We start from the raw sequence: 25,237 nt of genomic DNA on the forward strand, positions 1-25,237 counted from the left end.
GGGTTTAGCATGGCTATCAGTGTTTTCGATCTATTCAAAGTCGGCATCGGCCCGTCCAGTTCCCACACTGTCGGCCCGATGCGGGCGGCAGCGACCTTCGCTCAGGCGCTGATCGATCAACATCTGTTGAACGATGTACGCCGTGTGGAAATCCGTTTATACGGTTCGCTGTCGGCCACTGGTGTCGGTCACGCCACTGACCGCGCCACGGTGATGGGCCTGATGGGCGAATGGCCGGACAGCATCGATCCGTCGACCATCGATCCCCGCATCCAGCAACTGCGTGAGACAGGCCAACTGTCCCTCGCCGGTCAGAGAGAAATTGCCTTCGACTGGCAGCGCGATCTCCTGCTGCTTGACGAGAGCCTGCCCTACCACCCCAACGCCATGTCCCTGACAGCCTTTGGCGAAACGGCCGAACTGTTCGAGCAAACGTACTACTCGGTTGGCGGCGGTTTTATCATCGAAGCGGCCGAAGCCGAGTCCGGCGTAGCCCCGGCCGGTGACGTGGTGTTGCCGTACGATTTCGCCAGCGCCGCCGAACTGCTGGCGCTGTGCAAGCAGCACAACCTGCGCGTCTCTGAACTGATGATGGCCAACGAGCGCGCCTGGCGTAGCGACGCCGAAATCCGTCAGGGTCTGCTGCACATCTGGTCGGTGATGCGTGAATGCGTTGAACAAGGCCTGCGCCACGAGGGGATTCTGCCCGGCGGCCTGAACGTGCCGCGCCGTGCGGCGAAACTGCACCGCAGCCTGCTGGAGATCGGCAAGCCCAACGTGATCAGTTCGACGCTATCGGCAATGGAATGGGTCAACCTGTTCGCCCTCGCCGTCAACGAAGAAAACGCCGCCGGCGGGCGCATGGTCACCGCGCCGACCAATGGTGCAGCGGGGATCATTCCGGCAGTTCTGCACTACTACATGAAATTCAATCCGGACGCGTCTGACGATGATGTCGTCGCTTTCTTCCTGGGCGCGGCCGCCGTCGGCATTCTCTGTAAGAAGAATGCCTCGATCTCCGGCGCCGAAGTGGGCTGCCAGGGTGAAGTCGGTTCGGCTTGCGCGATGGCCGCTGCCGGCCTGGCCGATGTGCTCGGCGCCACCCCGGAGCAACTGGAAAACGCCGCCGAAATCGGCCTGGAACACAACCTCGGCCTGACCTGCGACCCGGTCGGCGGCCTCGTGCAAGTGCCATGCATCGAGCGCAATGCCATCGCTGCCGTGAAAGCGATCAACGCCACGCAAATGGCCCTGCGCGGCGACGGCAAGCACTTCATTTCCCTCGACCGGGTGATCCGCACCATGCGCGACACCGGCGCCGACATGCACGACAAATACAAAGAGACTTCACGGGGCGGCCTTGCCGTGAGCTGGGTGGAATGCTGAGGCGCACTCCCTGACCGCCCCGGCAGACCGCACCCGACGGTCTGCCAACCGTGAGCCCGAGCAAAAATAATAACGAGGCGATACCGATGACCGATGTACGTACACCTGCTGCCGAAAATCCCGCTGTAGATCGCACACGCAATGCAGAAACGGCCCACAAGGGCTGGAACAAATTCGACACCACCTGGATGCTCGGCCTGTACGGCACCGCGATCGGTGCCGGTACCTTGTTCCTGCCTATCAACGCCGGCGTCGGTGGTTTCTGGCCGTTGCTGATTCTGGCTGTACTGGCCTTCCCGATGACGTTTTTTGCTCACCGTGGCCTGACCCGTTTTGTCTTGTCCGGGCGCTCCGGGGACATCACCGAAGTGGTCGAAGAACACTTCGGCATCGGTGCCGGCAAGCTGATCACGCTGCTGTATTTCTTTGCGATCTTCCCGATCCTGCTGGTATACAGCGTGGCGCTGACCAACACCCTGAGCAGCTTTCTTGAACACCAATTGCACATCGCCCCGCCGCCACGGGCGATCCTCTCACTGGTGTTGATCCTCGGTTTGATGGCGATTGTGCGCTGTGGGCAAAGCGTCATCGTCAAAGCCATGAGCGTGCTGGTTTATCCCTTTGTTGCGGCGTTGCTGCTGCTCGCGCTCAGCCTGATCCCGAACTGGAACGGCGCGTTTTTCGCCAGCGCTCAAGAGGCCATGCCGATGTCTGTTTTCTTCAAGACAATGTGGCTGGCGATTCCGGTGATGGTGTTCTCGTTCAACCATTCGCCGATCATCTCCGCGTTCGCGGTTGATCAGAAACAACGCTACGGCGAGCAGGCCGAACGCACAAGCAGCGGCATCCTCGCCATGGCCCACGGCATGATGGTGGTGACGGTGATGTTCTTCTGCTTCAGTTGTGTGCTGGCGCTGTCGCCGGCGGATCTTGCGGCAGCGAAGGCGCAGAACATTTCGATCCTGTCGTATCTGGCCAACCATTTCCAGACGCCAGTGATCGCTTACGCCGCGCCGCTGATTGCGCTGGTGGCGATCACCAAATCCTTTCTCGGCCACTACATCGGGGCCAGCGAAGGTTTTCAGGGCATGATCGTGAAAAGCCTGCGCAGCCGTGGCCGGGTCATGTCGGCGAGCTGGCTGAACCGCGCGACCGCCGTGTTCATGATCCTCAGCTGCTGGGCCGTGGCGACTTTCAACCCGAGCATCCTCGGCATGATCGAAACCCTCGGCGGGCCGGTGATTGCCTGCCTGTTGTTCCTGATGCCGATGTACGCCATCCGTCGCGTGCCGGCGTTGCGCCAGTATTCGGGCCAGGTGTCCAACGTGTTTGTGGTGTTGATCGGTCTGATTGCACTGTCAGCGATCATCTACTCGGTTCTGCCCTGAAAACGCGCCATTAAAAAAGGCGAGCCGCGTGGCTCGCCTTTTTTATGCCCGTGTTCATTGTTCGACAATTTTCCCGGCACAGCCCTTGCTACTCCCCTGTGAGAGCTGTCGCAGCCTCGTTTCACTCGACAGCTCCTACATGAAGCAACAAATACAGGCCACGGAATCGCCGATGATCCGGTTGGGCGAACCAACCCGATCACGGCCGGTCAACAACTGCACGTTCAATCAGGCGGTGACGCATCATGGACAATCCTTTTCAGATCATTACCGATGCCTTCGCGCCGGACTATCAGATCAACCTGAGCATTCAGGGCCTGGACGGCAGCATCATGCTGACCCTGTCCAACAGCGGCCGAATCGTGGCCAAGCGCATGATCAGCGCCGAGCAGCGCAACGACCCCGTGCGCCTCAAGCGTCTGGTGCAAAGCATTCAATTCGGCATCGCCATCGAACAAGGCCACAGCGCCATGGCGATCCTCGAAGCCATGACCAGCGGTAGCGGGATAATCCCGCCACCGCCACGTGTCAGCGGCCGGCCAGGGCAAGCGGCCGGGCTTTAAAGCTCGCCCTTCTCGACTTCCGGATGCTCGCTGGAACCGGCGCCAAGTTTGCGCTGCGGTTTCTCGATCTTCACCGAAGGAAATTGTGACGAGGCGTAACGCACCACCAGAATCGAGAACGCCAGCAGCAGAATCCCGCCGCACAGGTAGATGATGCCCATGTCCGGCGGGTTGTGGTGCGAGACGTTGGAGATCAGCAAGCGGGTCAGCGCGGTGATCGCCACGTAGATCAGGAAGCGCACCGGCATGTGGTTGGTCTTGAAGTAGATCCCGACCATCGCCCCCAATTCCAGATAGATGAACAGCAGCAGAATGTCATCGATCTTGATGTGGCCTTCCTCGAGCATCCCGAGAAACTCCATCACCGCCGCCCACGCCGTCACCGCACCGATGGCGAACAGCGCCAGATAGTGGAAGGTCTCGACGAAGAGGTTACCCAGGGACTCGGCCAGTTGATGCACGTTTTGCCGCAGTTTCTCGGCCCAGTTGATTTTCACGATGATGTTCCTTAGCTCGAATGCGAGCGGATGATGCGTGTTGGACGTGACGGTTTTCTGCACGTAACGGTTTTCATGCAGAAAAGAGGCCACGCCATCATGGCGAGACGCCGCCAAACCCGCGCCGTGGCGTTTGGTCGCAGGCCCAGGGTTATGCACAATCCCTGTGGGAGCGAGCCTGCTCGCGAATGCAGACGATAAGGTCCATCTGACAAACCCGAAATCCGGTCTACATTGAAAAGCCACTACCCATGGCGCAGGGATTCGCTTATCCTTTTCGCTGTATATGGATACAGTAGTCGTCAAGACAACTTAATGTGAAGGCATGTGAGGTGGTGAATGGCCGTCGAAGTGGTATACCGCAGCAGCCGAGATCTGGAGCGCTTGTTCATGGATAAAGCCGAAGCTGACCGTCATGACAAAATGCTCGAACTGGCCGAATATCTGGCCGATGTGCTGCAAAAAGCGGTTCCGTCGCTGACTGAACAGCAAGTGGAAGAAGCCGGGATCTACATGGCGAAGAATCGCGATGTGTTCGCCCGGGCGTTCAAGAGCCAGCCGGATGCACTGTCCGAGCTGCTCAACGCACCGGCCGAGCCGGTCGATAATGCGCAAGCAGCGGAACCCGCTGAAACGCCGGCGAAGCCAGCCAAAGCAGCAAAAGCGGCGAAGTAAGCAACGCCCTAAAAGATCGTCCGAAGGCTCGGGCCGCGATCGGACGATCTTTTGCTTTTTCAACGATACAAAACTTTCTCCGCCAACTCATCCGCCACCCGCGCCGGCGAACGTTTTTCCGCCTGTGCATGGGCAAATACTTCGGTGAGTCGAGAGCTGATCTTCGACAGATGCGCGGTAATGGTGGTCAGTTCTTCGCCGCGATGCTTGAGCGAGACGTAGATCAAGCCTCCGGCATTGATCACATAGTCCGGCGCATACAGAATCCCGCGCCGTTCCAGTTGATCGGCGACATCCAGGTGCGTCAGTTGGTTGTTTGCCGAACCGGCCACGGCCGAGCAACGCAGTTGCGTGACCGTGTGGCTGTTCAAAACCCCGCCCAGACCGCACGGCGCGAGGATGTCACACGGCGTACTGAGCAACGCGTCGTTAGCGATCGGGTGAGCGTTGAGTTGTTCCATCGCCAGTTGCACTTTGCCATGGTCAATGTCGCTGACCAGCAGTTCTGCCCCGGCGGCGTGGAGTTGCTCGGCCAACGCGTAACCGACATTGCCCAAGCCCTGAACCGCGATGCGCAAACCTTCGAGATTGTCGCTCCCCAGCCGTGCCATGGCGGTCGCCCGAATTCCGGCAAACACGCCCATCGCTGCGTGTGGTGCGGGATCACCGGCCGACGTGGTGCTGGTGACATGCTGGGTCTGCTGAGCGATGCAGTCCATGTCCGCCACCGAGGTACCGCTGTCGATGGCGGTGATGTAGCGACCATCAAGCTGATTGATGCAACGGCCAAACGCTTCGAACAGTGCACCACGGTTTTCCACGTGTACCGGACGCACGATCACTGCAACGCCACCGCCTTGCGGCAGCCCCGCCAGCGCGGCTTTGTAGCTCATGCCCTGAGCGAGGCGAATGGCATCTTCGACGGCAGATTCGTCATTGGGATAGGCAAGATAACGACATCCACCCAAGGCTGGCCCGAGGCGACTGTTATGGATGGCAATGACCGCCTTCAACCCGGAGACCGGGTCAACGCTAAGGTGCAGCGATTCCAGGCGAGTGCTTTGCATGAGCGCAAACATCGTTGGGCTCCCGAATCACTTCTTGTAGAACGCCAGTATAGGCCTGCGCCTGAAAATTGCTGGAGCACACCGGAATAAGCGCCCGCGCCGACAACAGCTTTGCGGCATAACCCGACAGCTGTGCTGCGAGGCACTGGACGAATGACCCGGACCGGGCTAAAACGAGGCATTCCCCGGAGATTTCGATGAGTGCGCGTCAACGTTTTTTCGAATGCCTGCACCGTTCACCGCCCGCGCTGTTCGAAGCCGCGCTATGGATGGCGGCCGAGCACGAAAAAGCGGTCGATCCTGAAGCGCTGTTACTAGAATTCAAAGACCTGCAACAACGCGTCAGTTACGGCTTGCCGATGCTGCCGGTCAGTGAACTGGCGCAGCCCCTGTTGCGCCGCATGACTGATCTGGGCTTTGCCCAGGACGACTTCCTGCCGCTGCGCCCGCAGGCGGCGCTGTTGCACAAAGTGATGCAGACCCGTCGCGGCCAACCGTTGGCATTGGCGCTGATTGCCCTGGAGCTGGCGCGAGGGCTGGAGATTCCTCTGGTCGGGGTCAACTTCCCCGGACACTTCCTGCTGCGCGTGCCCGGCGCCGATCACCTGCTTGATCCGTGCGGCGGCCGGCGCTTGTACCCCAATGATTGTCGCGAACTGTTGCAGCGCCAGTATGGGCCGAATATGAAGCTCAACGCCGAGCATCTGTTGACCGCCTCGCCGGTGCAAATGCTTCAGCGCCTGTCGCGCAACCTGCGGCAGTTGCACCTGACGCATGATGACTTCATTGCCGCACTGATCGACGCCGAACGCGTGCTCGAACTGGGTGACGCTGGCGCCGCTGATTACCTGGCCCGAGCCAGTCTTTATCAGCGGCTCGACTGCCCGAATGCCGAGCGCTTTGATCTGGAACACGCGCTGATGCTCAGCGACGACCCGATTCAGCGCCTGCGGCTGACTGAACGCCTCGGACACCTTCCGCCCAACTCAGTCGTCCATTAAAAGCAAAAGATCGCAGCCTTCGGCAGCTCCTACATTGAAATATGCATTCCCATGTAGGAGCTGCCGAAGGCTGCGATCTTTTGCTCTTCAGGATTTGACAGATATCCCCACTCCAACTGCCGAATTTCCTTCGGAAGGCGAACGCACCTGAATAATCAGCAGCGCGGCGATGACCGCCGGGATCGCACAGAAGAAGAAAATCTGCGTCACTGGAATGTGCATCGCCAGCAGCAGGCTGCCAAACAGCGGCCCGAGAATCGAACCGAAGCGACCCACGCCCAATGCCCAACCGGTGCCGGTCGCACGCACATGCGCCGGGTAGAAATTGCTGGCAAACGCATTCAGCGTCAGTTGCCCGCCGATGATGCAGAACCCGGCGGCGAACACGCAGGCGACCAGATAACGCGGGTTGTCGTGATTGAGCCCGAGCAAAATCGTGCACAGCGCCGCACCGGCCAACACTGCGGACAACAATCGCACCTTGCGCTTCAAGCGGTCAGCGAACCAGGCCATGCAGATCGCGCCCAAGGTGCCGGCGAACAGAAACATCGACGTCACCAGATTGGCTTCGTTGAGTTTCAGGCCGCTTTCCAGCAGCAACGTCGGCAGCCAGCTGATCATGAAATACAACAGAATCAGGCTGACGAAAAACGTTGCCCAGATCAGCAAGGTCGGCCGCGCGTAGCCATTACGGAACAATTCGACCACGGTCAGTTTGCTGCCCTGCTCACGTTCGTTCTGCTCGGCAGTCGCCAGCGGTGGTTGCCAGTCCGGCAGCATGCGCGCGGTGACTTTGCGCAGCCGCGTATACGGCGGTTCATCACGCAGCAAACGTGGCAGCGACTCCGGCAGCATCCACCAGAGAAACGGAAACAACAGCAACGGCGTAACGCCACCGGCGAGAAACACTGCTTGCCAGCCGAACTGGTCGATGAACCCGGCGGCGACGAAACCACCCGCCGCGCCACCGAACGAAAAACCACACGCCGCCAGCGTTACCATCAAGGTGCGCAAACGCGGTGGCGAATATTCCGACATCAATGCCATGGCACTGGGCATCGCCCCGCCCATGCCGATACCGCAGATGAAGCGCGCGATCATCAGTGTGTTCAGCGAGTCGGCGAAGACCATCAGCACCGTCAGCGTGGCGTAGATCAGCACGCAGGCGAGCAGAATCCGGCGCACGCCAAAGCGGTCAGCCAGCGGCGTGACCGCCAAGGAACCGAGGGTAAGGCCTAGCAGGTTGGCACTGAACACAGGCCCGAACGCAGACTTTTCCAGGCCCCAGTCCTGCGCCAGCGCAGGCACCACGTAACCGAGCACCTGAGCGTCATAACCGTCGGTGACCAGCAGCAAGGCGAGCAGGATCAAGAGCAACCACTGATAGCGGGACACAGGACGGGCGTCGAGTGCCGCCCGGAAGCTGGCAATCTGGTTGTGCATCGCAAGGTACCTGTTTTGTTTTTATGATTATGCGAATGGCGATATTCCCTTGTAGGAGTGAGCCTGCTCGCGATAGCGGTGGGTCAGTCAGAAACTGAGTGACTGACACTCCCTCATCGCGAGCAGGCTCACTCCTACAGGGTTATGGGGTGTCTGGTTGGTTGGCGGGATGCGCCTTGATGAACGCAGGATGTTCAGCCGCCAGTGCGGCGACCCGACGAATGTTCGGATACGCCTCAAGGCTGACATTGAACCGCTCAGCCGCATACAACTGCGGAATCAGGTACACATCGGCCACACACGGCCACTCGCCGAAACAGAAACCCTCATCGCCAATCAACTGCTCCACCGTCGCCAGCCCTTGGCTGATCCAGTGACTGATCCACTCCACCACCTGCGCCTCATCGTGCCCCAACTGACGCAGGCGATTGAGCACACTGACGTTGTGCAGCGGATGCACATCGCAGCCGATCACCGCCGCCACACCCCGCACCTGCGCACGGGCAAGCAGATCTTCAGGCAGCAACGGCACCTGTGGATAACGTTCTTCCAGGTACTCAATGATGGCCGGCGACTGAATCAGCAAACCGCCTTCGTCAGTGCGCAAGGCCGGCACCCGGCCCTGTGGATTGATCGCCAGATACGCCGCTTGGCGATGCTCGCCACCCGGCGGTGCGATCAGATTGACCGGCAACGCCTGATAGTCGAGACCCTTCAGCGCCAGCGCGATTCGCACCCGGTACGACGAGGTCGAACGGTAATAGGTATAGAGATCCATATGCCGCTCCTGTCAGCGCGCCGGCAACACTTTGCCGCGGCACTCGCCGAAGCCGATCGAAGCAAAACCATCGCGAGCGCAACGAGCGCGCAGAATGATTTCGTCACCGTCCTCGAGGAATTTACGCACCTCGCCAGACGCCAGTTCAATCGGCTTTTTACCGCCCTCGGTGATTTCCAGCAGGCTACCGAACTGACCGCTCTCAGGGCCGGACAAGGTGCCCGAACCGAACAGGTCACCGGCCTGCAACTGGCAGCCGTTGACGCTGTGGTGCGCGACCATTTGCGCGACGGTCCAGTACATGTAACGGGTGTTGCTCAGCGTCAGGCGATGAGCCGGCAGGTTCTGCTCGCGCATGGCTTCGGTGAGCAGCAACACTTCCAGTTCGATGTCGAAGGCACCGCCGTCCTGATCGCGCTTGTCGAACAGGTACGGCAGCGGCTGCGGATCACCTTCAGGACGCTTCGGTTGCGCGGTGCGAAATGGCTCCAGCGCTTCTGCGGTAACCACCCACGGCGAGACGCTGGTGATAAAACTTTTCGACAGGAACGGACCCAGCGGCTGGTATTCCCAAGCCTGGATATCGCGTGCCGACCAATCGTTGAGCAGGCAGAAACCGGCGATGTGATCAGCCGCGTCAGCGATGGCGATCGAATCGCCCATCTCGTTGCCCTGACCGATCCAGATGCCCAGCTCCAGCTCATAGTCCAGGCGTGCGCACGGACCAAACGTCGGCTCGGTCTGACCGGCCGGCAAGGTCTGGCCTTTCGGACGCCGTACGTCAGTGCCCGACGCGCGCACGGTGGAGGCGCGACCGTGATAGCCGATCGGCACATGCTTGTAGTTCGGCAGCAGCGGGTTATCCGGACGGAACAGTTTGCCGACGTTCTGCGCGTGCTCGATGCCGACGTAGAAGTCGGTGTAATCGCTGATGCGTGCCGGCAGATGCAGCTGGCAATCGGCGGCCAGTGGCAGCAATTTCGCGCCTTGGGCTTCGATGTTGCCACGGTGAGTGCTGCCTTCGCTGAACAGTTCCAGCAGACGCGAACGCAGAGCCACACGTGCCTCGCGACCGAGTTCGAAGAACGCGTTCAACTGGCCGCCGTGCATGGCTTCGACCGCACTGCGCGCGACGCCGTCGAACAGCCCGGCTTCCAGCGCCACTTGCAGATCGAAGATGTGTTCACCAATCGCCACGCCAGCGCGCGGCGGCGCACCGTTGCTGCTGAACACACCCAGCGGCAGGTTCTGCAGCGGGAAATCAGCGTGGCCGTTGGCCGAGGCAACCCAACTGCGGGTAGTGGAAGTCTGAGTCATGGGTTATCTCCGGGTCGGGTCGAACGTCGCGGGCAGCGTGGCCCAGCAAGCGTCGTAAGTGGATTGCAGTTGCGGGCAGTCGAGGGCGAAGCGGCTTGGGCGCAGCACCTGGCTGGTCTCGAACATGAAGGCCATGGTGTTGTCGATTTTTGCCGGTTTGAGTTCGGCGTTGATCGCTTTGGTGCAGGTCTCGCCATCCGGGCCGTGGGCGCTCATGCAGCTGTGCAGCGACGCACCGCCGGGCACAAAACCTTCGGCCTTGGCGTCGTATTCGCCCTGGATCAGGCCCATGAATTCGTTCATCAGATTGCGGTGGAACCACGGCGGACGGAAGGTGTTCTCGGCGACCATCCAGCGTGGCGGGAAGATCACGAAGTCGAGGTTGGCCAGACCGTGCACGCTGGTCGGCGAGGTCAGCACGGTGAAGATCGACGGGTCCGGGTGATCGAAGCTGACGGTGCCGATGGTGTTGAAACGGCGCAGATCGTATTTGTACGGCACGTTATTGCCGTGCCAGGCGACCACGTTCAGCGGCGAGTGATTGAGTTCGGTGGCCCATAGCTGGCCGAGGAATTTCTGCACCAGCGTGGTCGGCTGCTGGAGGTTCTCGTAAGCGGCGACCGGGGTGAGGAAGTCACGCGGATTGGCCAGACCGTTGCTGCCGATCGGCCCCAGATCCGGCAGGCGCAACGGCGCGCCATGGTTCTCGGCGACGTAGCCGCGTGCTTGCGGGTCGAGCAATTCGACACGGAATTTGAGGCCGCGCGGCAGCACGGCGATTTCCAGCGGCGCCACTTCCAGCACACCGAGTTCGGTGGCGATGCGCAATCGACCGAGTTGCGGCACCAGCAGCAGTTCGCCGTCGGCGTTGAAAAACACGCGTTCCATCGAACGGTTAGCGACGTAGTTGTAGATGCTGATGCCGGACGGCTTTTCCGCGCCAGCGTTGGCGACCATGCTCACCAGACCGTCGATGAAATCGGTTGGCTCGGCCGGGATCTCCAGCGGATTCCAGCGCAGGCGATTGGGCGTCACTTCGCCCAAAGGACCGCCGGCCAGTTGTCTTTCCAGTTTGACGAAGGCCGGGTGATTGGCCGAAGGCTGAATCCGGTACATCCAGGTGCGCCGCGCTTCACTGCGGGTCATGGTGAACGCGGTGCCGGAGAACAATTCGGTGTAGAGACCGTACGGCGCTTTTTGCGGAGAATTCTGGCCGACGGGTAGCGCGCCGGGCAACGCTTCAGAGCTGAATTCGTTGCCGAAACCGGACTGATACGCCAGCGCCTGAGCGGTTGAATCGAGGTTCATGGAGCCTCCTGAACAGGGAGTCGGCAGTGGCCCATCGCTCTGGCTCAGAGGTTTCGGCACGCCGGGGTTGTTATTATCGTAATTCGATTACGCATAACGTAATTTGCTCGCTATCCAGCGTCAAGCTATAAAGACGCCCATTCGTTTCGGAACCCGGCCGCACCATGGAAAAAACCAGCGACAGCAACGGCAAACAGAAAGTCCGCTCCGCCGAAGTCGGCACCGACATCCTCAAGGCTCTGGCCGAGTTGTCGCCGTCCACTTCATTGTCGCGTCTGGCCGAACATGTACAGATGCCGGCGAGCAAGGTTCATCGCTATCTGCAGGCGTTGATCGCTTCAGGATTTGCCGAGCAAAACACCGCGACCAACCATTACGGCCTCGGCCGCGAAGCCTTGCGTGTAGGCCTCGCCGCACTCAACAGTATGGACGTGCTGAAAGTCGCCGCCCTGCCGTTGGCCGAACTGCGCGACGAACTCAACGAAACCTGCTTTCTGGCGGTGTGGGGCAACCAAGGCGCAACCGTTGTGCACATCGAGCCGGCGGTGCGTGCAGTGACGGTGGTGACGCAATTGGGTTCGGTATTGCCGTTGCTCAGTTCATCGACCGGGCTGGTATTCAGTGCTTATCTGCCACATCGCGAAACCGATGATTTGCGCGTTCAGGAGATTGCCGCTGCCGATCATCCGCTGAAGGACGAGAAGACTTACGTATCACTGTGTGAACAGATCCGCGAACGCGGTCTGCATCATGTGCATGGTTTGCTGATGCCGGGTGTGGATGCGTTGTCCGCACCGGTGTTCAACGCTGTCGGCCAGGTCGCCGCCGTGCTGACCATTGTCGGCCCGACCTCGCTGTTCCACGCCGACGAAAACGGCCCGGCGGCGCAGCGGTTGCTGGCGGCGACGCGGGCCGTGAGTTGGCGGATGGGTTATGAACGATAAACGCTTTACGCATTGAGCGAGCAGCAAGTGCTCAAAAGCGGTCAATGAACGGTTGTTTTACTCAGTCCGGAACTGGCACTTTCCATCAATGTGTTGAAGAACTCGACCAGCATCTCTTTCAACTCTTCCTGGCCTGTGTAGTAAGTGACCAGCTCCGCGACCGTCCGCGCATCTTCGAACAAACTGAGCAAGGACCGTTGTGCATGGGTGATTTCCTTGACGGGAGCACCCGCAGCTGCGGCCTGGCCCAACGTCATCAGCCCGGTCAGCGCTTCCTGGACATGTCCCAGGGCAGCGCGGTAGTCACCTCGCTTGTCCGACTGTGAGGCGTCGTAGATGCTTTTCATCATCTGCACAGCCACCACGACAGTGCCCACGGGAGGCACCAGCAGGCTCACGATGTTCGCGGCCTTCAACAGGTTGTCGTAAATAATACCGGTGATTATTTCATTGAGACTGGTGGTGCGTTCGTCGATATCGCTCAATACACGGCGCACTCGCTCGTCATGGAAAGTGAACAGATCAGGCAATAACGAACGCTGCTGGGTGCGAATGACCGGTTTGGTATCGGCGGTTGCAACCAGATTGTCGAAATAGTCGTTGATCACCTTTTGGTCGACCAGCAATATCCGCTGGCTGTAGTAATTCCTGAACGGGCCGTATCGAAAACGAATCGAAGGAATGAAATCAGCGATGGGCCGGAAGCTGACCAGATCCGGCGCGTCAGGCGTATAGAGCAAATCGAGCAACCCTGAAGACATCTTCAGTCGGAAAATATAAACGCCGCCAACCGTGCGGTCCCAGGCAGCCGTCAAACCCGGCTCGACGATGTTGAACTTATACAATCCGACGTCACCTTCGGCGACGCTATTCACAACTGACTGATAACCGCCACTTTCTTTCAGATTATCGATAGTCCGCTGGATAGCAGAGAAAGACTCTACTGACAGTCTGCCATTGGTAAAGTCGGCAAAAGCATTGCGGTACATTTCACAGCGGATTCTTCGGGCGTGTACCGCGCGCTTGAACGCGTAGTCAGGATGAGCGCTGTTCTGATATTGCGCTTTCAGCATGGCGGTATATCTGTCGCCGGGACGGAAAGTTTTCGACAGTGAGGACAGGTCTCGGATATCCAGTTTTTCAATGCTGGGATGGCCATTCACCAAATAGTATTTCGGGCTGAATTTCGTTTCGTAGCCCGGATGCACGGCCTCAAAGGCGAGTCCCTCAAGCAAAACGTCAGTAACGCTCTTACGAAACTCTTCGGTTTGAATAATGATCTTGTCGGGATTGACCGAAACCTTGCTGCCACGAGCACGCAAAATGTCTTCTATCTGAGCTTTCACCGAGTCATAAGTGAACTGCTCGAACGTCGGAAAACCATTGTCTCGTGCATCAACTGTAGACAGTGCCTTGAGTTCGGTGGTCAGACGCGAATAGCGCTTGCGGCCTTCGATGCCCAGTGCTCGATAACCAGCCGGAGCAATGGCCTTGTGCAGGGCAACTTCGGCTCGGTAAGCGATATTTACGTAGTCTGCCAACGGTGCCTTGAGATTCAGGCCAAGATCGACCGGCCGGCCATCGAGCGTGTAGCGGTAGCTCAGTTTTGTGGGAGCGCTGCCGAGCAACTTACCTGCTTCGTGCAGGTAGTCTGGATGGATCAGCAATGCAGCGTATTCACGATCTGCGGACAATGCCGACTCCAGCCAGACGTTCGCCGCATAAACATCGGAAAATTTTTGCAGTTCAAATTCACCGCCAGGCGTTTTGACCAACATCAGCGACGGTACATATTCTCTGGCCGAAATGATCAGGACATCTTTCAACGCTGGTACTTGTGATTTGATTCCCAATCCCTGAATAGTCACCGTGGCGTCATTGGCCATGGCTCGCGCGATGATATTCGCATCGGTGGAGTCCAGCTTTCCAGAGTGGCGAGCAACAAAAACTGCAAACGCCATCTGGCTGAAGAGGTAGTTGCGATAAGCCTCTTGGTAATCAACCGAGGGCGAGGATGCAAGGCTGCTGGTAAATTCCAGTCGCAGGTTGCGACTCTCCAACCACTGCTCAAGCGCCACCGTCGTCAGCCGACTTGCGTCGGGAACGCCGATGATAGTCAGGGCGGCTTTATAACCATTGTCATGCAGACCGAAAACGATAAATTCTGTCAGCGTGCGGGTTTCTTCCTGTTCGATAGTACGCCCGGCAACTTGCAGAGTGTACGAGCTCTGGACACTTATCGCTTCTGGATCCAGGTGCTCACCGAGAACCCTGTCCGCCCATTCAGCGAACGTACGCACCACATAATCCTTAAACGAAAAACACGCATCGAACGCGCTTGAAAACGCAGCCTGGTATTGATCCTTGGATTCTTCAAGCTCGTTATATCGTTGTTGAATATCGCTACCAGCGCCATGGAGCCAAACCGGCCAGTCGGTGCGTTTCAACGCAGTCCGAAGCAGATAGAAGCGGGTGTTGATACCGTAGCGCAGAACATGCAGGCCTTGATTGTCCTGCAACACCGAGGTAAGCGGATTTTCCAGTTGTTCCCGACCACTGAACAAGGATGACACGCTTTCAAGCTGGCCTTTGAGATGAGTCTCTACACAAAAGGCGTGAGGACTTCGCGTACCCTTCAGGTATCTGATCTGGTCACTACCCAAGGACAATCGCTGCTGAAGTTTGCTGTGCAAATCGGTATTTTTTTCAAAAAACTCAAAGCCGTATTCCGGCGTGTGCACGAGATAGGACGTCGACTCGTTGAGCAGCGGCATTTCTGCATCCGGACGCTCGGCGTTGTCCAGAACGAAACAGGGCTGACGTGACAGAAGGTAATCCTGCGTCGGGCGCAGGTTGACTTCAAACGCTGCGCGACCGGAGTCTGCGTCAAGAAGATGAGCGAATCTCTCACCCAACAGGGCATCAAAATTGTTGGCCATGACCGACAGGGACAGCTCTGCACTCGTGACCACGGCGTACGCTTCGATGAAAGTCTGCTTATTCGACAGAGGTGCAGTGTCCGGGCGAATGGTTTTCGCTGGCGCCGCCCAGAACTTTGCGATCTCGGTTCGCAACGTTTTTTCCAGTCCTGCAGCTACAGCCGCGATCAGATCCTCGACAATAAACGTATTCAGAACATTGACTTTGAATTGCTCACTGAACGTGTCCGGCAGAAAAAACACACCATCGCCGCCCACTATGTAAGCGGGGCTGACGTTGTTATCCAGACAATGAACAGTGACGTCCCAAAGAGTGCCCGAAGGCCGGTTTTCATTGGCGGGAAAAGCAGGATCCGTATTGATATAGACTTTGTCGATATCGACCGTTTTACCCAAGCGCTTTAACTCACTCCCAAGCAAGTTGCGAAGAATATCCAGCACGCTTGGCATGGCGTCGATGATCTTGAATAGACCTGCTTTTGCCTGGCTGGCCTTTTTCCACTCTTCAGCCCACGTAACTTGCTCACCCAACGAACCACGCATCAAACTTTTAAATAACTTGGCCACAACACTTCCTTACTTGACTATTCAGAGCTGCGAGTGCAGCTATGCAGAGGGTCGCAAGGTAGTTTCTTTTTCAATCAACATGAAGTTAGAACAATTTACAAAACATGCCAACAAACAACCAAAATCATTTTCACCAGCAAAAAAATTAAAACACTAAGCCAATATCCCCATCAACTTTGCTTTCGCCACCGCCTGAGTTCTGCGCTCCACCCCCAACTTCCCATTAATCCGTCTCGCATGTGTTTTTACTGTATGTAACGAAATAAAAAGTTGTTCTGCAACTTGCTGATTCGAAGCACCTTGAGCAATCAACATCAGCACTTCGCGCTCACGCCGACTGAGGCCCGACGCCAGATCAGGGTTATCGCATTGCCTGGCAGGAATCTGCTTGGCAGACACTGTTCCGAGACTGCCCCGGCGTAATTCCCACTCCCGCATGGCGTGCTGCAATTGACAGCGCTCCACCAGCATTCCGGCGCGCTGGAAAGCTTGCTGCGCTGCCTCTGTGTCACCGTTCGATTCGGCCAACTGGGCGAATGCCAGCAGCAACTCCGTTTCCGCCGTCAACATGCCTCTGGCCTGCGCCTGATTGAGCAATCGTTCAATGGTTGGCAGACAGTTTTCATCCGGATTCAACTGCGTATGCGCGCAGGCCAGCAGGTATTCAATGCGGATAATCAGCTCGAAAGTGGCGGGCGGCGCCTGGAGTGCAGAGGGTCCACGGTAATGCCTTAACAGCCGGCCCAACGCCTCTTGCACCAATTGCGGTCGCCCCTGCTGCAACCAGAACTGGCTGCTGACCTGAAGCACGACACCGCGATAGACCGTATCGGGAATCTGCCGCTGCTGCATGACCCTTTCGGCCTCGCGCAGGCGCTCGAAAGCGCAGGCATAATCGCCTCGATTGCCGGCCAGTTGAGCCTGCCCGAGGTAGCCATACAAGACCCGCTTGTCTTCACTGCGCAAGCAATCTTCAAGGCCTCGGCTGAACAGATCCGCAGCCCGCTCTTCCAGACCCATGCACAGCGCCAGCCGACCTCGTCGCAGGGCAATTCGGCCCAGCAGCGGCGTGGGCACCAGGGTGCGCTGACGCAGCAAATGCTCAATGTCCACCAGCAGACTTTCGGCACGCGCGGGCGCTCCTCGCTGCTCGAGCCATTGCGCATGATCAAGCTCCAGCAACCCTTCGAGCAACAGGGAGCCATGCGCGCGCGCCAGGCACAGCGCCTCGCGGTTGAGAGCATGGGCCTGATCGAGTTCACCGCACAGTAACGCCTGCTGCGTCAGTCCCGACAGACACATCAGACGGGCTTGCCAGGCACCGTCGGTCAACGCTGACAATGCCTCCTGGAAACAGGCGCGCGCCGGCTCCATTTGCCCCTGCAAGTGGCAGAGCCAACCTTGTTGCGCCTGCCAACGTGCCAGCAGTTGCTGCTCCAGATGCTTCGTCGGCTGCGGCATGAAGCGGACGAGATGAGCCATGCATTGCGCGGCCTGTTCGAATCGGCCGGCGAACAGCAATGCCCCCGTGACCAGCCCGATCAATTGCGGTGTCATCAAGGTCAGCTCGCGACTTTGCTGCTCATGCAAGCGCAACAGCAGGACGACCGTCTGGTCTTCCAGCAGATCCTCGAAGCTCAAATGCTGCAACAGGCTTACGGCCGTTTCGTACTCTTCGGCCAACAACGCTTGCTCGAACGCTGCTCGCCAATCCTGCACCGCAGTGAACCACTGACAGGCGCGCCGATGCCACGAACGCGCACACGGCCAATGCGACTCCTGCATGATTCGCGACAGCGGGCGAAAAACCTGCAGCCAATCGACGGATTCCTGCCAAGGCTCGATAAAGCAGCCCAGCACTTGCAGGTCATGCAACAGCTGTGCGCCTTCGCCGGGGCCAAATAAATGCTCGCATAATGGCGCGTTGAACCGCGGCAATTGGGCCAGAACACGCCATGCCTCATCCTGCTCTGGCGTCAGGTTGCTGAAGAGTTCGTGCTGCAGATAATCGAGCAGGGTGTCGACACGCTGTTGTGGCTGCAGCTTTTGCGACCAGTCGCACTTTTGCAGGAGCGCCATACGCGCACCCGCGCACCAGCCGCCAGTACGCTGGATGATACCGGCGGCGACACGGTCCGCCTGGTCTGGCGGCAAATGGCGCAACACCGGTACAAGCTCATCGCGGGTCAGTGCCAGGCTGGCGCGATCGGATTCGTAGAGTTCGTCATCGAGCAACAGGCGCGGCCAGTTGCACTGTGGCCGGCGGCGAGTGCTGATCCACCAGGTGAGCGCCGGGCTGCTGACCGCCAACAAACGATCCAGTAAAGCATCCAGAGCCGGATCCGGCAGACGGCTGTAATCGTCGATAAACAGCGAAGTTGTCCTGGGCCAACGTGCCAACTCCGCCATCAGTTGCGCAACGTCAAGGTCCTCGACCAGCCCGAGCACCTGAGTCAGACGCAGGCAAAACTCCTCGCAGCTGAGCGCTGCTCCCGCCAGCGGCAGCCAAATCGTCTCGCAGTCTGCACGCACCTGCAGAAGACATTCGCTGAGCAGTGCGGTTTTGCCACTGCCAGCGGGTGCGCACAACAGCCTGACCCGCGCGTTCGAAGCCAGAAGAGGCGCACTCAAGCGAGGGCGAGGCTGATGATGTGAAGAAAGTCTGGGCAGAAATCCGGGTCGATCCAGGCACGGGGTCATGGCTGTCATCGGGTGAGCCTTCTTATCGTTGTGCGCTCACCCTAGCCCTCTCCCGTGCGCTTGTTGACGAGTATTCAGCACGCTGATTGACGACCATAAAAAAGGCGACCGTGCGGTCGCCTTTTGCGCTGCCGATGTATCAGAACCGTTACCGCACGCCCTCTGCGCGCAAGGCCGATGGCGTGTAGTCAGCTGCCTTGGCTTCGAAGCCGAACTCGAAACTGTGCTTCTCTTCGTTCTTCATTCCCAGGGCAATGTAGCGACCGGCGATGATGTCGTAGAGCGCTTCGAGGGTATAGGCCTGCGCCTGGTGATCGTAGTAGTACTGAGCATGCCCTTCGGCGACACGCCACAGTTGCCCGCGACCGTCGTAGTGATCGGCGAGCGCCACCTGCCAGCTGTCCTCGTCGATGTACATGTGGCGCTTGGCGTAGATGTGCCGCTCGCTCGGTTTCACCGTGCCGATCACTTCCCAGACGCGGTGCAGTTCATAGCGGGTAAGGTCCTGATTGATGTGGCCAGCCTTGACGATGTCGTCGTATTTCAGGCTCGGCGAATCGAGTTTGTAGCTGTTGTAAGGAATGTACATTTCCTTCTTGCCGACCAGCTTCCAGTCATAGCGATCCGGTGCACCGGAGAACATGTCGAAGTTGTCCGAGGTGCGCAGACCATCGGCGGCGGTACCCGGGCCGTCATAGGCCACTTGCGGCGCACGACGCACCCGGCGCTGGCCGGCGTTGTAGATCCAGGCCAGACGCGGCTCTTTCACCTGATCGAGGGTCTCGTGCACCAGCAGCACGTTACCGGCCAGCCGCGCCGGCGCGGTCACCGACTGTTTGAAAAAGGTCAACACGTTGGCGGCTTTTTCCGGATCGAGATCCTTCATCAGTTGCGGCACGGCGATCTCTTCTTCAAAGCGGATCGGCGTGTAGCTGCCGTTAGTCTGCGGCGTCACCTGGGTGATGATGCGCCGCAGGTTACCGCCGTGATATCGGGTGATGTGGTTCCACAACACCTCCACACCGTTCTTCGGAATCGGGAATGCGTAGTAGCGGTTGCCTGTGAAGTTGGCCAGGCCATTACCATCGTTGATACTGGTGACATTCAGCGCGCTGCGTTTGGCCGACTCATAGATCTCCGCTGGCACGGCGACGGTGCGATGGGTCGGGTAAACCGGGATTTTGTAGGTTTCGGGGTAACGTTTGAACATCGCCACCTGACCGTCGGACAGCTTGTCCTTGTACTTGTCGACGTTGGCCGCGGTGATCGTGAACAGCGGTTTCTCGTTGGCGAACGGGTCGGCGAGGAAGCCTTTGCTGTCCACCGCACCGGCGTTTTTCGGGATGCCACCGGTCCATGCCGGAATCGAACCGTCAGCGTTGCCAGCCTTCTCGGCGCCGAGTGGCGTCAGGCTGGTGCCAAGTTTGTTGGCTTCATCCGGCGACACCGCCGCCATCACATTGGCCGCCAGCAGACTCAGCGCCAGCACACCACATTGCAGAATCGTTTTGCGCATTGCAGTCATCCTTCTCGGGCAGATCAGAAGTTCACGCCGAAGCTCAGAGCCACGAAGTCACGGTCTTCGAGGACGTTGTAATCGCCACCGAAAAAGTCGGTGTAACTGAGGCTCGCGGTGTAGGTGTTGCGGTAGTCGGCATCGACGCCGACGCTGATCGCTTTCGCGCCTTCGTTGAACAGGCCGTTGGGGCCGTAACCGGCGACGTCATGCGACCACGACAGGTTGGGTTTGAGGTTGATACCGCCGATCACGTTGGCGTAATCGAGGATCGCCCGGGCGCGGTAACCCCACGAGGTCGAGGTGACGAAACCGTCGGTGTCGCCACCAAAACCGTACTGCCCGTAAACCGAATCACGGCCATAACGCAGCTTGTCGCGTGACTCCAGTCCGCCGACCCGAACCACAGCGGCTTCACCGACCAGGGTCAAGCGCTGAGCGCCCCAGACCTGATCGAAGAAGTGTGTGAGGGTGCTCTGGATTTGCGTGACTTCTTTGCGCCGATAGCCTTTGTTGTCCGCTCCCGGTGACGTCGCAAGTGGAGACGCCGTGCCACCCGCAATCGGGTTGAGCAGCGCCAGTGTCAGGTCGTTGGTGTTGACCTGCACCGGAGCGTTCGGACGGTAGCTGATCTCGCCGGTCCACGCGGTACCGGTGGGCAATGTGGTGGAGAAACTCGCGCCGTAGAGGCGAATGTCTTCCGGGTATTCAAGGTAATACCCACCGCGTCCGAGCATCACGCTCTGCGCCAGACCGGAACCACTGCCGGGGGCCAGGCCATTGGCGATACCGACCATGCCCGGCAATGCCGCCAGCGTCGACAGGCCGGCCGTGGTGGTGCCGACGGTCGGCGTACGGCTGTGGTAGTTCATGAAATAGAGACCGTACTCGGTGTCGTCGCCGAGCCAGCGCAACGCCGTCCCCCACTGCCCGGAATCCCGTGCATCACGGTCACCACCACGAGGAATCACCACACCCTCACGGGTCACCTGAATCCCTTGGCCAAAGGCCTGGGTCAGCGGCACAAACGGCGCGATCGCCGGGTTGCCGACGGTGTAGCCGTTGTTGCAACCGTCCGCCGCCACATCGACACCGAAGAAGGTGCCGCAGTTGTCGAGAACGGTCTGGTCCCATTCCAGTTGGTAGAAGCCTTCAACGGTCAGTTGATCGGTCAGGCCTTGCGAGCCAAACAGCATGTTGACCGGAATCAGACCTTCCTTGATCTCCGCACCGGGGCGGCGAAACGCTGAAACGTCGATCGGGTTGATGCTGTTGATCGAGTTGCCGATGAAGGTACTTTCGCCCCAACTCACCACCTGTTTGCCCGCGCGCACGGTGCCCGGCAGGTCGGCTATGGAATAGTTGTGATAGACGAACGCATCAAGAATCTGCGCGCCGGAGGATTTCGCCCCTTCCTTGCGCCCGCTGTCGCTGATCGGCTTGAACTCGCGGTCTTCATCCTTCAGCTCGAAGTCGTACCAGTACTTACCGCGCACGAAGACACCGGTGTCGCCGTACTTGAGTTCAAGGTCGTGAATGCCTTTGAAGATTTTCGAGAAGGTCTCACCCTTCTTGAAATTCAGACGCCCGTCATCACCGGTCGAGGATTGCCCGGTCCCGCCATTGACCGTGCCGACCAGCGACTTGTCGGCATCGCGCATGCCCCAACTCGCACCGATCGACAACGACGAGTCGAAGGTGCCTTCAATCTCGCCAATGTTGAACGCAACCGCGTGCGCCTGGGCGCAGCAACCCAAAGCCACCGCGGCGGCCAGCGCCTGCGGTGTGAAGATGGCGCGCATTGTTGTTTTTGTCATGCGTCTTCCCCGGTGAGTGACAGAAGGCCCCACCCTACTGCCGGGCAACCGCGTCGATAAGCGCACCAAGGAGGTATTCGTGTTGTCGCTCGAAAGGATGAATGGCCTTGCGCGGCGCGGCTTTGCGCCGTTCATGGATTGGCTGGATGAACGATCATCAGTGCCACGCATGGTGCGCATGGGTTCGTGGGACTGTTGCATGCCCCGCAACAGTGCATGTCCGGAATCGGTATTTTTCCTACGCGCTCAAGACCTTATTCTGAACGCGCTTTCACGGGACACGCCGTAACGCACGAAGCCAACTCCGCTGAATGACTGAAGCGATTGGCAACAGATTTCAGATAAATCGAAGGTTCGGTTTATCGCCCCGGTGTTCACTGACGTTGATTTGTAGCTCCTTGATCCAACGTCTTACCTTGGCCGCTGCGTTTGCAGCGGCCTTTTTTATGGCCGTTGAAAAGCCGTTTCCTTAACCCGCGAAAACTTTCCGAGAACAACGTCGGACCTTTCCTGCGGCGCAGAAGAATTTTCCCCGCTTTGTTATTGATCTGCGAAAACCCTCTCATAACAACGCCCTGTTACTGACGGGCTTCTCAGACTTTGTAACCGCAACTCTGTTGTAACTTGAAACACCTCAACCCTTCGCTGGTGACAAGGACGTCACCAACCGGCCGTGCTTATTTGCCAGCGAGTTATCACGCACATTCAAAAGGACATGAATATGCAAAAGCCTCCAACATGGGAGTTGACCGAAGCTGTTCATACGACAGCCGTTGCGCCCATCCATATTCCGGTCGCCTCTGGGACTTCAACGACGATTCCCAATAGCGGCATGTTTGGCCCGCACAATTTCGGCCCGCACAATCTGGTCATCATCAACTCAAGAACGATAGACGCCACTAAGGCAGCACTTGCACAGGAATATCAAAGTCGTACCCAGCAACTATCCCAGACCCTCGAACACGAACTGGCTGCAACGAGGCTGGAGGGTACAACGCACCCTCTTCCCCCTGCTGAGTCGATCATTCGTGAATTGGGTGTACGCGCCACACTGTTGCAGCGGAAAACCGCTGAATTCCATCAAAAAACGGCATTGGCCAATCAATTCTATGGAAGTGACCCGCGAAGCAAAAACCTGATCGAGTTCTATCAAAAAGCGGTGACCCTGCAAAATCCAGTCATGCCTGGGGGTGTTGCGATACAGGCCTGGACCACATCGTTTAGAGCGGCCTATGACTCCCAACTGCTTGCGCAATCCATTGCAATTCTGAACCAGCAGCAAGTCAACGTGCAAAACTGGCTGGCCACGGTACAGGGTAATGATCGGGCGCAAGCAGCGGCGGCAGAAGCTCAGCGGTTGGCAGCAGAACGTGCACGGATTGCCGTAGAACAGCAACGTCAAAGAGAACTCGCCGAAGCTGCACGTGTGGAGCAAGCAAGACTTGCGGCTCTGGCGGAAACTCAGCGACTGGCTAAAGAACGTGCTCGCATCGAAGCAGAATCAAGGCGTGAGGCTGCTGAAAAGGCAAGACTTTCCGACCAGCATCACCAGCAGGCCCTGATCGAAGCGACAAGACGCAAAAATGAAGAGGAAATGATACGTACGCCAGAACAGGCCCAACTTGTCGAGCTGGCGAATAAACAGAAACTGGCTGCCCTTTTGGCAGGATACTCTGAAACTTTGACAAGGTTGATTGCTGAAGCTAGGGCCCAATCGCAGGAAAGAACTCGGATTGCAGCAACAAATTCTGTGGTGGGTGACACAGATTCCAAAGCCGAAGCAACTACGCAAAAACTCGCAACCGAACAGGCTCCACTTCAAACGAAACCGGAACAACCTATCGAGAAGGTGCAACAGCAAGAACGCGGAGCAACAAAAGTCCAGCACGTCTACCCGGCTTCAGGAGTACTGGCGACCAACAGTCCGGTTGTATCATTTGCGTCGAAAGCTACGAGCCTTTCTCCTGCAACATCATCCGCCATTCTTACCTCTCTGCGGGCGGGATTACTGACCGTGCAGGCGGCAGCCGCTGCGTTGATCAGCGGTCCGGTATTGGTAGGTTTCGCGGCGCTGCTGATGCCTTCACGCCTGGGCAATGGCGAGCGCTTTTCCATGAGCGTGCCGCTTGCCGAGTTGTCGTCGGAGTCTGCACAGACACTGCGTGAAATAGCCGATCGGCAAGGCACGCTGGAGCTGCCTGTGGGCTTGGGCGTAAGGCGGCTCGGGGCTGGCGCGGAAATCTTCGTCGCCACAAGCGATGACTTCCATATCCGCTCGAGTGTGCTGGTTCTGAATGCGGCCTATGACTTGCTGAATGATGTTTATGAAGTAGCGCTGCCAGATTCGCCGACGGACTTTCTGACGTGGACGCCCGCTATCTCGCCGGGTGACAGCTCGACTGAGTCGCCCATGGTAGATACCGACTCCCCTGCGTATACGGGCGCTCCGATTGTTCCGATTGAAGGACGGCTGGACCTGAATCCGATTCTGGTCGAAGGCTGGGAACGATTCATCATCGTGTTTCCCGATGACTCGGGGATTGCGCCGCTTTATGTGGTGTTTAGCAGTCCGTACGCGGGAGGTTATGTAAAAGGGAAATACAGCGGTCGGACCTACAACCCAGAGCAGTCTGGTGGACCAATACTTGATCTGGATTGGCGAACGGCTGTAATCACGCAAGCTGGAGTCACCAACGTGAAATTACACGTAGCGAGATTCAACCAATCAGACGCTAACGACATCATGAATCAGCGATTAGAGAGAATTTTAAAAGGTGATCTGAATTTTACTGACACTGACCTGCGTTACTACACTCACGAATTGAGAGAGCTGGAGCGATACAGAAATTTTGGCTATAGCGACGACACATCGCCCTCTGAGGAATCCACGATATGGAACAATGCCCATACTGCGACCCTTGAGGACTACAAACTCGGTAGCGAATTGACTCTGCTCTACAACGAAGAGGCAGTCAACGCAATGAATGCTCAAGATGAACGGGAATATCAAAACGACATGCGGAGTTTCGCCCAATGACTACTGTCGAGAAAATCATAAAAAACGAACCGATTGCGGACGTCATTTCACTCTTAGCACTTTGTTTTCATCCCATGCGCCTCGATCAAATGTATGCACGTTATCGCAAGGATACAATCCCCCACAGTGTCTTCATCGACACATACAACTCGCTGTTCAGAGAGGGGGTGTTGTCCTACGACGAAAATGGAAAAACCATTAAAGGTCCCAATTGGACACCGCCAGCGTTCATGACAGAAAAACGCTACGACTAAAACACAAAAAGCCACCCGACCATCACTTGCATTGGTCGGG

Annotated in this window: 17 protein-coding genes and 1 pseudogene; 8 read left to right on the plus strand and 10 right to left on the minus strand. The window is 58.1% G+C overall.

Annotated features, from left to right (window positions below; all coding sequences use genetic code 11):
• Nucleotides 1–9 precede the first annotated feature (9 nt).
• From ACM6JQ_RS22605 to ACM6JQ_RS22615, 3 genes are all read left to right on the plus strand, one after another.
• Complete coding sequence (locus ACM6JQ_RS22605; RefSeq protein WP_414894705.1) at nucleotides 10–1,386, plus strand: L-serine ammonia-lyase; 1,377 nt, start codon at nucleotides 10–12, stop codon at nucleotides 1,384–1,386.
• Nucleotides 1,387–1,472: 86 nt separating this feature from the next.
• Nucleotides 1,473–2,774: a serine/threonine transporter gene (locus tag ACM6JQ_RS22610; protein WP_095112650.1), complete on the plus strand. Its 1,302-nt coding sequence runs from the start codon at nucleotides 1,473–1,475 to the stop codon at nucleotides 2,772–2,774.
• A gap of 245 nt (nucleotides 2,775–3,019) precedes the next feature.
• Entirely contained in the window at nucleotides 3,020–3,337 is a 318-nt protein-coding gene (locus tag ACM6JQ_RS22615; protein ID WP_007914191.1) for a DUF3509 domain-containing protein, read from the plus strand.
• Here the strand turns inward: ACM6JQ_RS22615 and ACM6JQ_RS22620 are convergent.
• Nucleotides 3,334–3,834, minus strand: coding sequence for a phosphate-starvation-inducible protein PsiE (locus ACM6JQ_RS22620; RefSeq protein WP_026000737.1), 501 nt, complete (start codon nucleotides 3,832–3,834; stop codon nucleotides 3,334–3,336). The two genes, ACM6JQ_RS22615 and ACM6JQ_RS22620, sit on opposite strands and share 4 nt — an antisense overlap.
• A gap of 339 nt (nucleotides 3,835–4,173) precedes the next feature.
• Here ACM6JQ_RS22620 and ACM6JQ_RS22625 point away from each other — a divergent pair.
• Nucleotides 4,174–4,428 (plus strand): annotated as a pseudogene (locus tag ACM6JQ_RS22625) (YebG family protein); the annotation flags it as partial.
• Nucleotides 4,429–4,568: 140 nt separating this feature from the next.
• On the opposite strand, the gene ACM6JQ_RS22630 reads toward ACM6JQ_RS22625, so the two are convergent.
• Nucleotides 4,569–5,588 carry a Leu/Phe/Val dehydrogenase gene (locus tag ACM6JQ_RS22630; RefSeq protein ID WP_007914197.1) on the minus strand — a complete coding sequence of 340 codons (1,020 nt, stop codon included), beginning with the start codon at nucleotides 5,586–5,588 and terminating at the stop codon, nucleotides 4,569–4,571.
• Nucleotides 5,589–5,773: 185 nt separating this feature from the next.
• Here ACM6JQ_RS22630 and ACM6JQ_RS22635 point away from each other — a divergent pair, with 185 nt between their 5' ends.
• Nucleotides 5,774–6,577 carry a SirB1 family protein gene (locus tag ACM6JQ_RS22635; RefSeq protein WP_007950287.1) on the plus strand — a complete coding sequence of 268 codons (804 nt, stop codon included), beginning with the start codon at nucleotides 5,774–5,776 and terminating at the stop codon, nucleotides 6,575–6,577.
• A gap of 87 nt (nucleotides 6,578–6,664) precedes the next feature.
• Here ACM6JQ_RS22635 and ACM6JQ_RS22640 read toward each other — a convergent pair whose 3' ends face one another.
• The 4 genes from ACM6JQ_RS22640 to hmgA all read right to left on the minus strand — a co-directional run bounded on the left by ACM6JQ_RS22640 (nucleotide 6,665) and on the right by hmgA (nucleotide 11,423).
• Nucleotides 6,665–8,020, minus strand: coding sequence for an MFS transporter (locus ACM6JQ_RS22640; protein ID WP_007914203.1), 1,356 nt, complete (start codon nucleotides 8,018–8,020; stop codon nucleotides 6,665–6,667).
• A 142-nt stretch (nucleotides 8,021–8,162) separates the two neighbouring features.
• Nucleotides 8,163–8,798, minus strand: a complete 636-nt coding sequence (gene maiA / locus ACM6JQ_RS22645; protein ID WP_007914205.1) for a maleylacetoacetate isomerase — start codon at nucleotides 8,796–8,798, stop codon at nucleotides 8,163–8,165.
• Between the two features lie 12 nt (nucleotides 8,799–8,810).
• On the minus strand, nucleotides 8,811–10,115 hold the full coding sequence (gene fahA, locus ACM6JQ_RS22650) for a fumarylacetoacetase (protein WP_414894706.1): 1,305 nt from the start codon (nucleotides 10,113–10,115) through the stop codon (nucleotides 8,811–8,813).
• Between the two features lie 3 nt (nucleotides 10,116–10,118).
• Nucleotides 10,119–11,423, minus strand: a complete 1,305-nt coding sequence (gene hmgA / locus ACM6JQ_RS22655) for a homogentisate 1,2-dioxygenase (RefSeq protein ID WP_007914207.1) — start codon at nucleotides 11,421–11,423, stop codon at nucleotides 10,119–10,121.
• A 164-nt stretch (nucleotides 11,424–11,587) separates the two neighbouring features.
• Between hmgA and ACM6JQ_RS22660 the strand changes: the two genes are divergently transcribed.
• Nucleotides 11,588–12,367, plus strand: a complete 780-nt coding sequence (locus ACM6JQ_RS22660) for an IclR family transcriptional regulator (RefSeq protein WP_007914208.1) — start codon at nucleotides 11,588–11,590, stop codon at nucleotides 12,365–12,367.
• Nucleotides 12,368–12,408: 41 nt separating this feature from the next.
• Here ACM6JQ_RS22660 and ACM6JQ_RS22665 read toward each other — a convergent pair whose 3' ends face one another.
• The 4 genes from ACM6JQ_RS22665 to ACM6JQ_RS22680 form a co-directional block, all read right to left on the minus strand.
• On the minus strand, nucleotides 12,409–15,873 hold the full coding sequence (locus tag ACM6JQ_RS22665) for a dermonecrotic toxin domain-containing protein (RefSeq protein WP_095112654.1): 3,465 nt from the start codon (nucleotides 15,871–15,873) through the stop codon (nucleotides 12,409–12,411).
• 153 nt (nucleotides 15,874–16,026) lie between these two features.
• A complete protein-coding gene (locus ACM6JQ_RS22670) occupies nucleotides 16,027–18,582 on the minus strand; it encodes a LuxR C-terminal-related transcriptional regulator (protein WP_414894707.1) in 2,556 nt (851 codons plus the stop codon).
• 139 nt (nucleotides 18,583–18,721) lie between these two features.
• A complete protein-coding gene (locus ACM6JQ_RS22675; RefSeq protein ID WP_007914212.1) occupies nucleotides 18,722–20,089 on the minus strand; it encodes a DUF1329 domain-containing protein in 1,368 nt (455 codons plus the stop codon).
• Nucleotides 20,090–20,112: 23 nt separating this feature from the next.
• Nucleotides 20,113–21,906: a DUF1302 domain-containing protein gene (locus ACM6JQ_RS22680; RefSeq protein WP_414894708.1), complete on the minus strand. Its 1,794-nt coding sequence runs from the start codon at nucleotides 21,904–21,906 to the stop codon at nucleotides 20,113–20,115.
• Between the two features lie 721 nt (nucleotides 21,907–22,627).
• Between ACM6JQ_RS22680 and ACM6JQ_RS22685 the strand changes: the two genes are divergently transcribed.
• Both ACM6JQ_RS22685 and ACM6JQ_RS22690 read left to right on the plus strand, forming a co-directional pair.
• Nucleotides 22,628–24,943, plus strand: coding sequence for an S-type pyocin domain-containing protein (locus ACM6JQ_RS22685; RefSeq protein WP_259740586.1), 2,316 nt, complete (start codon nucleotides 22,628–22,630; stop codon nucleotides 24,941–24,943).
• Nucleotides 24,940–25,197: an immunity protein gene (locus tag ACM6JQ_RS22690; RefSeq protein ID WP_077571171.1), complete on the plus strand. Its 258-nt coding sequence runs from the start codon at nucleotides 24,940–24,942 to the stop codon at nucleotides 25,195–25,197. The genes ACM6JQ_RS22685 and ACM6JQ_RS22690 overlap by 4 nt, the downstream gene beginning before the upstream one ends.
• Nucleotides 25,198–25,237: the final 40 nt, after the last annotated feature.

It is taken from the genome of Pseudomonas sp. IT-232MI5 (genome assembly GCF_949767845.1).
In the GTDB taxonomy this organism is placed as follows: Bacteria; Pseudomonadota; Gammaproteobacteria; order Pseudomonadales; family Pseudomonadaceae; genus Aquipseudomonas.